Annotated in this window: 17 protein-coding genes; 4 read left to right on the top strand and 13 right to left on the bottom strand. The window is 61.7% G+C overall.

Annotated elements, in window-relative coordinates; genetic code table 11:
* Nucleotides 1–7 precede the first annotated feature (7 nt).
* Nucleotides 8–442 (bottom strand): winged helix-turn-helix transcriptional regulator, encoded by a 435-nt coding sequence (locus LUU92_RS12550; RefSeq protein ID WP_257103726.1) that lies wholly within the window; start codon nucleotides 440–442, stop codon nucleotides 8–10.
* 106 nt (nucleotides 443–548) lie between these two features.
* Here LUU92_RS12550 and LUU92_RS12545 point away from each other — a divergent pair, with 106 nt between their 5' ends.
* Nucleotides 549–1,247 (top strand): SDR family oxidoreductase, encoded by a 699-nt coding sequence (locus tag LUU92_RS12545; protein WP_257103725.1) that lies wholly within the window; start codon nucleotides 549–551, stop codon nucleotides 1,245–1,247.
* Nucleotides 1,248–1,273: 26 nt separating this feature from the next.
* Here the strand turns inward: LUU92_RS12545 and LUU92_RS12540 are convergent, their stop codons facing one another.
* Nucleotides 1,274–1,903 carry a ribonuclease T2 family protein gene (locus tag LUU92_RS12540; RefSeq protein ID WP_092248831.1) on the bottom strand — a complete coding sequence of 210 codons (630 nt, stop codon included), beginning with the start codon at nucleotides 1,901–1,903 and terminating at the stop codon, nucleotides 1,274–1,276.
* Between the two features lie 36 nt (nucleotides 1,904–1,939).
* The gene (locus LUU92_RS12535) at nucleotides 1,940–2,920 is read right to left on the bottom strand and encodes a Gfo/Idh/MocA family protein (protein WP_071490697.1); all 981 of its coding nucleotides are present in this window, start codon (nucleotides 2,918–2,920) and stop codon (nucleotides 1,940–1,942) included.
* A gap of 127 nt (nucleotides 2,921–3,047) precedes the next feature.
* Between LUU92_RS12535 and LUU92_RS12530 the strand changes: the two genes are divergently transcribed.
* The gene (locus LUU92_RS12530; protein WP_071490698.1) at nucleotides 3,048–3,410 is read left to right on the top strand and encodes an NUDIX hydrolase; all 363 of its coding nucleotides are present in this window, start codon (nucleotides 3,048–3,050) and stop codon (nucleotides 3,408–3,410) included.
* Nucleotides 3,411–3,446: 36 nt separating this feature from the next.
* Here LUU92_RS12530 and LUU92_RS12525 read toward each other — a convergent pair whose 3' ends face one another.
* The 4 genes from LUU92_RS12525 to LUU92_RS12510 are packed head-to-tail and all read right to left on the bottom strand — an operon-like array spanning nucleotide 3,447 to nucleotide 5,244.
* Nucleotides 3,447–3,914: a periplasmic heavy metal sensor gene (locus tag LUU92_RS12525; RefSeq protein WP_071490699.1), complete on the bottom strand. Its 468-nt coding sequence runs from the start codon at nucleotides 3,912–3,914 to the stop codon at nucleotides 3,447–3,449.
* Nucleotides 3,911–4,342, bottom strand: coding sequence for a hypothetical protein (locus LUU92_RS12520; protein WP_071490700.1), 432 nt, complete (start codon nucleotides 4,340–4,342; stop codon nucleotides 3,911–3,913). Before LUU92_RS12520 ends, LUU92_RS12525 begins: the two co-directional genes overlap by 4 nt.
* A complete protein-coding gene (locus LUU92_RS12515; protein ID WP_071490701.1) occupies nucleotides 4,339–4,917 on the bottom strand; it encodes an RNA polymerase sigma factor in 579 nt (192 codons plus the stop codon). Before LUU92_RS12515 ends, LUU92_RS12520 begins: the two co-directional genes overlap by 4 nt.
* 15 nt (nucleotides 4,918–4,932) lie before the next feature.
* Nucleotides 4,933–5,244 (bottom strand): YXWGXW repeat-containing protein, encoded by a 312-nt coding sequence (locus tag LUU92_RS12510; protein ID WP_071490702.1) that lies wholly within the window; start codon nucleotides 5,242–5,244, stop codon nucleotides 4,933–4,935.
* A 198-nt stretch (nucleotides 5,245–5,442) separates the two neighbouring features.
* Between LUU92_RS12510 and LUU92_RS12505 the strand changes: the two genes are divergently transcribed.
* Nucleotides 5,443–5,583 carry a hypothetical protein gene (locus LUU92_RS12505; RefSeq protein ID WP_165447930.1) on the top strand — a complete coding sequence of 47 codons (141 nt, stop codon included), beginning with the start codon at nucleotides 5,443–5,445 and terminating at the stop codon, nucleotides 5,581–5,583.
* A 145-nt stretch (nucleotides 5,584–5,728) separates the two neighbouring features.
* Entirely contained in the window at nucleotides 5,729–6,673 is a 945-nt protein-coding gene (locus LUU92_RS12500) for a GGDEF domain-containing protein (protein WP_071490703.1), read from the top strand.
* A gap of 266 nt (nucleotides 6,674–6,939) precedes the next feature.
* Here LUU92_RS12500 and LUU92_RS12495 read toward each other — a convergent pair whose 3' ends face one another.
* The 6 genes from LUU92_RS12495 to LUU92_RS12470 form a co-directional block, all read right to left on the bottom strand.
* Entirely contained in the window at nucleotides 6,940–7,197 is a 258-nt protein-coding gene (locus LUU92_RS12495; RefSeq protein ID WP_071490704.1) for a hypothetical protein, read from the bottom strand.
* Nucleotides 7,198–7,200: 3 nt separating this feature from the next.
* Nucleotides 7,201–7,647 carry a GNAT family N-acetyltransferase gene (locus LUU92_RS12490; protein ID WP_257103724.1) on the bottom strand — a complete coding sequence of 149 codons (447 nt, stop codon included), beginning with the start codon at nucleotides 7,645–7,647 and terminating at the stop codon, nucleotides 7,201–7,203.
* A gap of 77 nt (nucleotides 7,648–7,724) precedes the next feature.
* Nucleotides 7,725–8,633, bottom strand: a complete 909-nt coding sequence (locus LUU92_RS12485; protein ID WP_071490706.1) for a helix-turn-helix transcriptional regulator — start codon at nucleotides 8,631–8,633, stop codon at nucleotides 7,725–7,727.
* 36 nt (nucleotides 8,634–8,669) lie between these two features.
* Entirely contained in the window at nucleotides 8,670–9,365 is a 696-nt protein-coding gene (locus LUU92_RS12480) for a fumarylacetoacetate hydrolase family protein (RefSeq protein WP_071490707.1), read from the bottom strand.
* 101 nt (nucleotides 9,366–9,466) lie between these two features.
* A complete protein-coding gene (locus tag LUU92_RS12475) occupies nucleotides 9,467–9,796 on the bottom strand; it encodes a hypothetical protein (protein ID WP_071490713.1) in 330 nt (109 codons plus the stop codon).
* 80 nt (nucleotides 9,797–9,876) lie between these two features.
* Nucleotides 9,877–12,378, bottom strand: coding sequence for a TonB-dependent siderophore receptor (locus tag LUU92_RS12470; RefSeq protein WP_257103723.1), 2,502 nt, complete (start codon nucleotides 12,376–12,378; stop codon nucleotides 9,877–9,879).
* Nucleotides 12,379–12,480: the final 102 nt, after the last annotated feature.

Below are 12,480 nucleotides of genomic sequence, written 5' to 3'. Positions count from 1 at the left end.
CACCGCCTCAAGTGCCGGGCATCTGGGTGACGATGTCGCCGATGCCCAACACCCGGCCATCCTCGGCGAGGATCTCGACCTTGCGCAGTGGCTTGAGCGAGCGCGCATCCAAGACTTGCGCGCCGACATCCTCCGGCTCGGTATAGGCCTGGCCCCATTGCGCCAGCGTCACCAGCACCGGCATCAGCGCACGGCCCTTGTCGGTGAGTTGGTATTCGCTGCGTGCGCCGACTTCGCTGGTCTGCAACAAACCTTGCTCGACCATGTCCTTGAGCCGTGTGGCGAGGATGTTTTTCGCCACGCCCAGGTGTTTTTGAAAATCACCGAAACGTGTTACTCCGGCAAAGGCGTCGCGGATGATCAACAACGTCCACCAGTCGCCCACCACGTCCAGGGCGCGGGCAACCGGGCAGCCATCGCCTTCCAGGCATTTGCGTTTCATCGTCGGGCCTCCGAGCACTTGCAAAATAAGGTTGCATTATAGGACCAACAGGCTCAGGATAAAAACGGTTTCATTATTAAACCTAATTAACTGTCTGGAGCGCATCATGGATATTCGTGGAAAAGTGGTACTGGTCACCGGCGCCAATCGCGGCCTGGGTAAAGCATTCGTCATTGCCTTGCTGGAAGCCGGCGCGGCCAAGGTCTACGCCGGCGCACGCGATCCAGGCAGCGTGAACCTCCCCGGCAGCACGCCGATTGCCCTGGACATCACCGACCAGGCCAGCGTGCAGCGCGCCGCCGAGCAGTGCACCGATGTAGACGTGGTGATCAACAACGCGGGGTTCCTGAAATACGGCGCGGTGCTGGCTGAAGACAGCGTCGAAAACCTGCAACAGCACTTTGACGTGAACACCTTCGGCACCCTGCGCGTCAGCCGTGCCTTTGCGCCGATCCTGGCCAGGCAAGGCGGCGGCGCGCTGATCAATGTGCTGTCGGTATTGAGCTGGCTCAGCCCGCCCGGCACTGGCGGCTACAGCGCCTCCAAGTCCGCCCAGTGGGGCCTGACCAATGGACTGCGCGGCGAACTGCGCGAACAGAAGACCCTGGTGATCGGCGTGCACCCCGCCTACATCGACACCGATATGGTGGCCGAAGTGCAGGCGCCGAAGAGCACGCCCCAGGACGTGGTCGCCATCACCCTCAAGGCCCTGAGCGAAGACCGCGAGGAAGTGCTGATCACCGACATGACCCTGGCCGTGAAGGCCTCGTTGTCCACCGACAGCCCGTTCTACCTCAACAACTGATCAACCCGATGCCCGCCAGCGGCTTATCACCGCTGCGCGGGAATCCGGACGTCGCCATCGCGGCACTGGGTTTTCACACTGCGCGGGCAACCAGCAAAGGCCAGGTCCTTGGTCAGGCATACCCGCACCTCGGACAGCACTTTGCCTTTGCAGATGACTGCCAGCCCATGATTGCCCATGCGCGGGTTGCTCTCACGGAACAACGCCTCGATCTCACTGGCCTGCAACGCCGGCGGCGTATTGAACGGCTGCAGTTGCTGCGGAATGCTCACCACCCCCAGCGCCTGGTCGGTTTTTTCCAGGTAGGCCGACGGTTCCAGGCCACTGCAGGTGCCATGCTTGGACCATTCATGCTTGAGCAATGCACGGGTCGGAAACAGTGTTGCGCCCTTCTCGATTTCTTCACGACTCAACGGCGACTGCGGCGCACAGGATGCCGGCCAGCCGCCACGCGCATACTGCGGCCACAGACCATGCAATACAAAACCGTAACCCTTGCCGGAACATTGCTCGTTGTCCGGGTGCGTCAGGCAAAAGGTCGGCGACCACGACAACGACAGCACATAAAAATCAAACTCCCCCGGTGTGCCTTGGCTGCGCGGAGCCGCCATCGCACTGGTAGCCAGCACCAGCCACATCGCCATCCAGTATTTCATTTGTCTATTCCTTGGAAAAAAACGACCCTAACGCGCCTACTCAGGACGATGGGGGTTACGTTGTAGCACCTTGTCCAGGATCCGATCGGTCTTCAACGCTTCGATACCCAGCGATGGGTGCTCGGCTTCGCCACGGATATGTGCGTTCATCGCCAACACGTGGTGCCACTGGATATGCGCGTGGCACGGCACTTCCAGCACTTCGCACGATTCACCCTCAAGGTGCAGCGGCTGGTCTTCGAAGACCGAGAATCGGATGCGCCCACGGCTGCCGATCAGTTCCACCCGGTCCTCGCGACGGTCCGCGACAAAATTCCAGCAGCCCATGCCCAGTGCGCCCGAACTGAACGTCCAGCACGCCGTCACTGCATCCTCGGCCGCATAGCGCCCGGCTTGTCGCGCGGTAAAGCCTGTGACCTCAACGATGTCCCCGGCCAGGTACTGGAACAGGTCGAAACCATGGCTGGCCAGGTCGGCGAAGTAACCACCGCCAGCGATGGTCGGGTCAGTGCGCCAGTTGGCGGGGCTGGCGTCGTCGGCACCCGGTGGCTTGCACAAGGTCCAGGTCAGGTGGCGCAGTTCGCCGATGCGCCCATCTCGCAACCAGTCGCGCACTTGCTGGAAACGCGGCAGTGAACGGCGGTAATAGGACACAAACAGATACAGCCCGGCACGCTCGAAGGTGCGCTGCATCAACGCGCTCTGCTCGGCGTTGAGCGACATGGGCTTCTCGACGCAGCAATGCTTGCCGGCCGCCGCGACCATCAGGCTGTATTCGAGATGGCTGTCCGGTGGCGTGGCGATGTACACCGCGTCCACCTCGGGGTCGTTGATCAGCGCCTGGGCGTCGGTGTAGAAACGCGCAATGCCATGGCGTGCCGCATAATCACGCACCGCCGCTTCGCGGCGCCCCATCACAGCCACCAGCGCAGAACCTGGCGCTTTGTAGAAAGCCGGTCCACTCTTCAATTCAGTGACACTGCCACAGCCGATCATGCCCCAGCGTACGGTGCTCATCTGCCCTCCTCGTGCGTTTTGATCAATCGGGCAGTATCCACATCCCCACACGTCAGTGCCATAAGCACTTAGCATGACAATTGCATTACACTTTTATGACACTCATCCCGCTGCGGGGGCACAGACGATGAAAATACGTGCAACGGTCATTTGCGAACACGAGGGGAATATCCTCTTCGTGCGCAAGGCCAGATCAAAATGGGCATTGCCGGGAGGCAAGGTCGAACGCAACGAGCGCCCGGTCGGCGCGGCCGAACGCGAGCTGGAAGAAGAAACCGGATTGAACGTGGACGGCTTGCTGTATTTGCAGGAACTCAAGGCCCGCGACACCGTGCACCACGTGTTCGAAGCGTCGGTGGTGAACGTCGCCGATGCAAAACCTTGCAATGAAATAGTCGATTGCCAGTGGCACCCCTATGGCGCCATGGACGAGCTGGACACCACCGACGCCACCCGCCACATCGTCAAATCCTTCCTGCGTCGCCTGTAGTTCAGCGCTCTGGGCGCAGACCTACAAGCGCCACGTTCAAGACTGAGGCTTGCGGCCTGCCGCCTGCCCCCGCAGATACAACGCCTCCACTAACTTCTGCCGCTCCTCCCGAGGCAACGTGCTGGCGAACTGCGCCAACGTCGTGTCCACCAACGCACGCAGCGCCATGTCGGCTTCACGGGCCTTGGCCAGTTCCGCCACCAGCACATCCCGATCCAGGGTCGGCGCTTCCAATTGCTTGATCACGCCCATGCGCGCTTCACGCCCGGCCATGATCAGCGGCTGGCTGTCGGCCCGGTTGTGCCGCAGCAGTTGGCGCAATTCCCGGCGGCGCTCCGGCGGCAGCTTGATCATCGCCTGGCGCAAGCCGTGCTGGTTGACCACCGCCTCCGCGGGCTTGGCGCTGGCCATCCAGTGGTAGAGGCCACCGCCGACGCCGCCGATCAGGAACACGTTGAGCAAGACCGAGGCCAGCAGCCAGGGTTTGAGGGACTTCAGGCTCATTGCTCGGTGTCCTCGGCATTGACGGTAAAGATGACTTGCGCATCGCCTTGATCGAAGACGCTGGGCAACACCTCGGACGACAGCATCGGCAGCGGCACGCTCAGGGAGGCCACCAGCATCCCGGTGACGATGCCCGCGACACCCACGCCTACCAGGCCGGCCGGCGACAACCAGCGGGCATAGCGCGACCAGAATGAATGGCCGCGCGGGGCCGACAGCCGAATCTGCCGCGCCAACGAAGGATCGACGTAGGCCAGTTGATGGCTGTCCAGTTGACCGTCGAGCCAGCGCGCCTGTTGCTGGGCCTCATGCGCAAGCACATTGCCGCTGTCCAGCAAAGCCTGGGCTGCGGGCTGTTCAGCGCGGGGCCAGCGGTGCAGGTCGGCGCCATAGGCGTCGGCCAGGTAAGCAAAACGTTCGGGTGTCATGGTTTTCCCCTTCCTGGGCGGGCAAGCCCGGGTGTGTCGGCAAGTTGGCTACGCAACTGGCGTCGGGCCCGCGACAGCAGGCTCTCCAGTGCCTCGACGCTGATGTTCATCAGGGCCGCGGCGTCGATGTTCGACAGCTCCTGGTAGTACTGCAACACAATCGCTTCGCGCTGACGCTCAGGCAGCGCCGCCAGGGCGGCAGCCATCCGGGCGCTGCGGTCGGCGGCTTCCAGCTGTTCATCCGGCGTCAGTGCGCTGTCTGTCAGCGCCAACGCTTCCTCGTCCTCCAACGGGCGCTCCTTGCGCCGGCGCAGACGGTCGTGGCACAGGTTGAGCGCCACCCGGTGCAGCCAGGTGTCGAAGCGCGCCTCGCCACTGCGCCAACTGGCGGCGTGGCGCCAGATGCGCAGGAAGCTTTCCTGGGCCACGTCCCTGGCTTCGTCGGCATCCCCCAGGATCCGGCCGGCGAGCGCCAGCAGACGCGGCAGTTTGCGCGTCACCATTTCGTTGACGGCCGCCGGTTCGTTGTTACCGATGCGCGCCAGCAGTTCAACGTCCGGATCAGTGTCTTTCAATCGGGCAATTCTCGGTCAGCGTATCCAATGCCCTTCACGCCAGTACCAATTGGGGCCGTGAGCCTCCCAATGGCCCGGTTCCCAACGCGCATTGCGCATCACCGGCTGCCAGTGCCCAGGCACCCACCCATAGCCGTGCCCTTCCCAGCGCCAGTGGCCGCGGTCCCAGGCGTAACCCGGGCGCTCCACGGGGATCACTTCCACGCGTTCCGGTGGCGGTGCCTGGCGGATGATGATTTCGGTCTGGGCAAACACAGGGGTGCTGACAAGCGCGGCAAGGGCCAGCGGAGCAAGCAAGGCATAGCGCAATTTGGCCAGGGGTCTCATGGCAACTCCTTCATGCAACACGCGAAAGTGCGGGTGCTGATGGGTTGAACGGCGGGGGCGGGAAAATCCGTCGCAGATTTTTTGGCAGTATTGCTCAGGGGGTGGCAGGGCTTGATGAAATGTTTGAAAGCTTTGCGACGGATTTATGCCGATGGCCGCGTTGAAGGATTAACGCTGATCAACCCAAGAGGAAACACCATGTATCGCCGACTTTACATGCTGGTTGCCGCACTGCTGATCGTCAGCCTCAGTGGCTGCGTGATCTTGCCGGAACATCGCCATTGCTGCTGGCGCTACTACGGCGCGCTCGAAGCCCCGAGCCACACCGTCGATGCCTGACCCAGCGCAGTACACCGGATACCCCGGTCAACAGAGGGTCGCCCCGTCCGGCGACCTCTCGTCTGCTGCACCGCCGAAGGCTTGACTCGGCGCCCCGATCGAAAGACGCTCTTGGCTTTTCGCCATCATCCAGAGCAGCCGCCCCATGAGCATCGACCCTCCGAGCCAGCCCGACAGCGATGTGTACAAGACCTTGCTGGAGTCGACCAAGGCCATTCCCTGGCGTATTGATTGGCAGAGCATGACCTTCAGCTATATCGGCCCGCAGATCGAGGAGTTGCTCGGCTGGACCCCGCAAAGCTGGGTCAGCGTGGACGACTGGGTCGAGCGCATGCACCCGGACGACCGTGAATATGTGGTGGATTTCTGCGTATCGCAGTCCCGCGCCGGGGTCGACCACGAAGCGGATTACCGCGCGCTGACGGTGAATGGCGACTACGTGTGGATCCGCGATGTGGTGCACGTGGTGCGCAAGGACGGCGAGGTCGAGGCGCTGATCGGTTTCATGTTCGATATCAGCGAGCGCAAGAAGACCGAAGAGCACCTGGTGCGCTTGCAGAAACAACTCGAGGAATATTCCTACCAGGATGGCCTGACCGGTATCGCCAACCGCCGCATGTTCGACACCGTGCTGGAACGGGAGTGGGCCAGTGCCCAGCGCAGCCAGTTGCCACTGTCGTTGATCATTCTGGATATCGATTTTTTCAAGCAGTACAACGACCACTACGGCCATATCAAAGGCGATGAGTGCCTGCGCCAGGTGGCACACACCTTGTCCCAGGCGGCCAATCGGCCACGGGATTTCATTGCGCGCATCGGCGGCGAAGAGTTCGTGTGGTTGCTGCCGGAAACCGATGCGCAATCGGCCAGGCAGGTGGCGCAACGCTGTCTGCACCTGATCCGCCAGCAACAGATCGAGCATGGTTATTCGGCGGTGTCGAACCTCCTTAGCCTGAGCCTGGGCGTGGGCACACGTATCGTCAAACCTGATACGCCGATGCTGGGGTTCGTCGAAGAGGTCGACAAGTTGCTGTACCAGGCCAAACGCAATGGACGAATGCGCGCGGAGTTCACCGACAGTGAAGTTTGACGCGAAGGTCAAATCCCAGGCAAAAAAAATCCCAAGTAGCTGATGGAAACTTGGGATTTAAAAATGCATAAACCGTGGGAGGTGAACGCCCGGCTATAGTAACGATTGTAAAAAGCTGTAACAAGATTATTTTAATCCTTTCGTCGGATTAAAAGCGCTGTAAGTCATTCAATAACCACACGTTTTTTAAGGTAGCCAACCCTATAAGTGCCACTTTTTGGTGCAACTACTGGTGCTATTTCCACTGATAAGAAAGGGTTATTGAGTTAAGGCGACTTCACACTTTTCGATATACGCTCGCTCAACTGTTCGCAGGCATCTTGTGTATCGAGGCTATTGGGCAACACCGAGCGCGCCACACTTTCCACCTGTCGACACAGCGCCAAGCGCTCATTGGTCGCATCCCGCTCGCGGTCTACCTGGGCATTGAGCTGCACAAAATAGACCCCCAGCAACACCGCCGCGCAAAGCACTCCGATCACGAAGTAGCGAAAGTTGTTGGACGGCGGCTCGGATGGACTCATGGCTCACTGCGCCCTGCTCTTTTCATAACGCACGTCGCCGTCCTCGACCTGCGCCGCCAGCGTCCAGCCCAGGCGTTGGTAAAACCCGTTGGCCCGGATTTCGTCGCGCCCATCGGTGATCAGAAACAACCTGTCATGGTGTTTAAACAGTGCGGCTTCGGCCACCGCCATCAGTCGACGCCCCAGCCCCAGGTTCTCGTGAGACGGCAATACGAACATCGCGAACACCTCGCCGGTTGCCAGGTCGACCATGCTGAAGGCCACGGGCCGGCCATCCACTTCGGCGATCCATACGCAGGGGGCTTCGCGGATGCGGTCAGCCAACACCTCTGGGGTGATGCCCAGCTCGGCCATCTGCTCGACACTCAGATGGTTTTGCACCACCGAGGTGCGAAGGGTGAAGAGCGTGTCGACATCGTCCTGCGTCGCCGCGCGGATAAGCGTTTGCATACTGGCCTCCCAATGAAGGACCCAATTGTATGTAAATTGAAACACAGCGACTGTCGTGGATTTGTAAAACCGCCGCCCTACAAGGCCTGGCCATGTTGCTGGCGACGGAATTGCCCTGGGGCCAGGCCATGGGCCTTGCGGAAGCAGCGGGAGAAGTACGCTTCATCGGTAAACCCGCAGCGGTGCGCAATGGGACCGATCATCTGCGCACTGTTGAGCAACAAGGTGCGCGCCAACTGCAGGCGGCGGTCGAGCACCAGTTGCGAAAACGGCTTGCCAGTCTCCTTGCGCAACAGGTGCGTGAGGTAGTTGGGTGACAGGAACGCCGCCGCCGCCGCGTCGGTAAGGTTGAGGGTCGGCTCGTGCAGATGCTCGCGGATGTAGCGTTGCACCCGCGCCAACGCATCCTTGCGCCCGCGCCGGGTGGCATTGTTGGCGGCGAACGCCTGCAACGGCGCGGCATACTGTTCGCAGACCAGGCCGATCAGTTGAAACAGGTAGCCCTTGAGACGCTCGCGGGCGCCAAAGGCACGGTGGGCGTCCAGTTCGCGCATGTGAACGAGCCAGCGTTGCACCTGCTCAAACGCCGCGTCATCGAGGATGAAGTCCAGCTGTTCCTGGAAGCGAAACGGCGAAAGCTCAGGCGCCTGGCCGATGGGAATGTCTTCCAGGTCGAGGGGGTCGCAGGTCAGTTGCGGCAGGAAAAACCCCTGACTGAAGTTGATCAGCATGAACTCGCCGTCTTCGGGATGGGGAATCACATGCAGGCGATGGGGCAGGATAAAGGCAAGGGCCTTGCGCGGAAACGGCCGCACCGCGCCACCAATGTGCTGCACGGTGTCGCCGCCAAGGTTGATCTGGATCTGGAAGTATTCATGCCGATGCGGGCTGGTCAGCGCCGCCCGCCCGCGCTTGTCGCGGATGTAGAAGTCGGAGCGGTCGCTGCGCTGCTGCATGCCGTAGGTGGTAACGCGGGTGCCTGGCATAACGGTCTCTCGGGTGGCCGGGTCACCACTTTAGCCTCAAGCCTGGCCGAGGGTGAACTGCAACTCGCCGATGCCCTCGATGCCCGCCGTAACCATATCGCCCGGCTGCAAGGCACCGACACCTGCGGGGGTGCCGGTGAAGATCAGGTCGCCCGCCTTCAGCGCGACCGACCTTGAGGCATGGCTGATCACTTCGCTGACCGACCAGATCTGGTCGGCCAGGTCGCCCACCTGACGCTGTTCGCCATTGACATCAAGCCAGATTTTTCCGCTGGACGGATGCCCTACCGCGCTCACCGGGCGCAATGCGGTACTCGGCGCAGACGCATCAAACGCCTTGGCCCACTCCCACGGCCGCGAGAGTTTTTTCGCATGGGCTTGCAGGTCGCGGCGGGTCAGATCGACGCCAACGCCATACCCCCAGATGTGGGAAACCGCCTGTTCCGGACTGATATCCACGCCGTCCTTGCCGATGGCCACCACCAGTTCCACTTCATGGTGCAGGTCGGCGGTCAGCGGTGGGTAGGCGATCATACCTTCGGCGGGCACCACGGCATCCGCCGGTTTCATAAAGAAAAAGGGCGGCTCGCGGTCCGGGTCGTGACCCATCTCACGCGCATGCTCACTGTAGTTGCGGCCCACGCAGAACACACGGCGCAGCGGGAAGCGCGCATCACTGCCCTGTACTGCGAGGGATGGGGTTGGTGCGGGGATGAATACGTAGTCAGTCATGGCCTGTGCCTCTGGGTTTGCCTGGCGCCAGTATGGCCAGGGGCGCCGAGGGAAAGTTGGACTGGCTTACGCAGATTTTGCACGGGGCGGTGCTTGCTCGATCATTTGCGTGCGACCTTGTAGCGCACGCAATCCTGATAGAAACCCCGGCGAATCGCCTCGGGCTTGAGCCGCGAACGGCTGTCGTAGGTCTGTTCGGTGATGCCCATGGCCATCATGCGCATCCAGGATTTGTTGAACTTCATGCTCTGGATCTTCTGCCGCGCCGCGTACAGCGACACCCCCGACAGTTTCAACTCCTGGGCCCTGGCCGCGGTGCCGGCGCCCCAACTGCACATGTACTTGTCACCCTCGCGCAGCTCCCGAGCCTGCACGGCTGCAGCGCCGCCGGCCAGGGAGCAGGCGATCAGCATGATTCCAACAGTGCGCATTTGCATCCCCACCTAACCACCTGAAAATAAAAGCGATTCTGGCGAGGATTTAGTTACAAAGGGGCCATTAAATTGCCTTATCACCACTGATAGGTTGCGCTCGCCTGCACAGTGCGCTGCGAGCCATACCAGCACCACGAATAGGAGTAGCAGGACGCGACATACTCTTTATTCGCCAGGTTGGTGGCATTGAGCGCCAGGCGCAGGTTGTCCTTTAGGCTGGTGATGTTGGGGATGTCGTAGTGCACGGCGGCATCGAACAAGGTGTAGCCCGGCACCTTGAGGGTGTTGGCGGTATCGCCCCACGAAGACCCGACATAACGCGCGCCCGCACCCGCGCCGAAGCCCTTGAGGTGACCATCGTGGAAGGTGTAGTCAGCCCATGCCGACGCAGTGTGGCGCGGCACGCCGTAGGTGGTGGTGCCTTCGGCGGCGATGGCCGGACCTACGCCGATATCGCTGATGGGCGCGTACCGCACGGTGTTGTTGGATTTGCTGATGCGGTTGTCCAGGTACGCGTAGGCCGCCGTGATGTCGAGGTTGTCGTTGAGGCTGGCCTTGCCTTCCAGCTCGAAGCCACGGGATTGCACTTCGCCGTCCTGGCTCTGGCAGCGCCCGGTGCCGCACAGGTGAGTGGGGTCCGGGTCGGTGGTGAGCACGTTGGTCTGGCGCAGGTCGAAGATGGCCGCAGTGATGAAGCTGTTGCTGCCCGGCGGTTGGTACTTGATGCCGATTTCGTACTGCTTGCCTTCGGTCGGTTTGAACACCGAACCGCCGTAACCGGTGCCCGATTGCGGGTTGAACGACTCCGCATAGCTGGCATACGGCGCCAGGCCATTGTCGAAGAGGTAGACCAGGCCGATACGACCGGTAAACGCCTTGCTGTCCAGGGACGACTCGGATTTGGCGCCGGTGCGCAGGGTCTTGGTGCTGCTGTCGGTGCTGGCCCAGTCATAGCGACCGCCCAGCAAGAGCACCCATTTGTCCCACTTCATCTGCTCTTGCAGGTACACGCCGGTCTGTTCGCTGCGCGAAGTGCCGTCGGTGGTGTAGGCCGGCACCGGGACAGCCGCGCCATAGACCGGGTTGAAAATATCCAGGGTCGGACCTGCGGTGTACACGCCGGAACCGGACTTGGTGTCGGTGCTGGTGTTCTGGTAGTCGAGGCCCATCAACAAGGTGTGCTGCAAGGGGCCGGTATCGAATCTGGCCTGCAACTGGTTGTCGAGGGTGTAGGCATCCAGGTCGACATCGCTGGCGATGGTCGAACGGCGGATGGTGCGGTAATCCGCCATCAGGTAGTTGTTGTAGAGGCTGCGGTACTGGCCTTCGCTGCGCAGGTAACGCGCATTCTGGCGCACAGTCCACACGTCATCGAAGTGATGCTCGAACGCCCAGCCGATCGAGTAATACTCGCGGTCGCTTTTCTCGAAGTTCTTTTCGCCATCGTAGAAATCCACATCGATGCTGCGTCCAGTCGGGCTGTGCAGCACCGACCCCCAGGCCGGCACCGAGCCGTAGGAAGCCCCCTTGGGGTCCTTCTGGAAATGCCCGAGCAGGGTCAGCGAAGTGGCGTCGTCCGGACGCCAGGTAAAGGCGCTGGACAATGACTGACGGCGCGTCTCGGTGTGCTCCACCTGCCCATCGGCATCGTCGAAAAGCCCGGCCACACGGTAGGAATACACACCCTGATCATCCAGGGGGCCACTCAAGTCGAAGGTGGTGCGCTTCTTGCTGAAGGTGCCGTATTCCACGCCCACTTCATGAAACGGCGTGTCCAGCGGGCGCTTGCTGACCATGTTGATGACCCCGCTCGGCGTGCCCTGCCCGTACAGCACCGACGCCGGGCCGCGCAGCACTTCCACGCGTTCCAGGTCGAAGGCGTCTTTCTGCGGCAAGGCGTCACGGCTCGACGGCATGCGCAGGCCATCGAGGTAGGTGGCCGGGGAGAAACCGCGGATGGTCAGTTGATCGAGACGCGATGCGGTGGCGCCACGGGTTTCCGGGATGACGGCGGCGCTGTAGCGCAGGATCTGGTTGAGGCTCTCGGCGTTCTGCGCACGCATCTGGTCTTTGGTGACGATGGAAATCGACTGCGGGGTTTCGATCAGCGCGGTGTCGGTCTTGGTACCCGACAAGCTGCGCGTGGCCACATAGCCGGCCACCGGCCCGGTCGGGCTTTCGGCCTGGTACGCGCCGCTGATGGTGGTGGCCTGGAGTTCCATGGCCCCACCGTTATCCGGGATGGCTTCGAGGCGGTAGCGGTCGGCGGAAATCTTCAAGGCTTGCAGGCCGCTGCCGGCGAGCAATTGGCTCAGTGCCACGTCGGTGTCGTATTGCCCGCTCAAACCCTTGCTGCGCTTGCCCCGGGTCAGGCCCGCATCGAAGGCCAGCACCAGACCCGCCTGCTCGGCCAGGCTATTGAGTGCCTGGCTCAAGTCACCCGCAGGAATCGAGAAACGGCGCAGCGCGCTGCTGCTCTCTTCGGCATAGGAGGATTGGACGGTCAACAACGGCACGGCGGCAAAAGCCATCGCCACTGACAGAGCCAGTGGGTGCAAGGGACGAGCAAGGCGCGACATGGGAAATCCTGCGTAAGGGAGGTTCTATTAACCATGACGGCCATGTCGGGAAATCGGGCAAGGATGCGAGCGATTTTTATTTGGCGGGCAATTTTGCAATCA

The sequence above is a fragment of the Pseudomonas extremorientalis genome (assembly GCF_024584605.1).
GTDB lineage: Bacteria > Pseudomonadota > Gammaproteobacteria > Pseudomonadales > Pseudomonadaceae > Aquipseudomonas > Aquipseudomonas extremorientalis.
The sequence above is the reverse complement of the archived record's forward strand: the minus strand, read 5'-3'. Positions and strand labels throughout refer to the sequence as shown.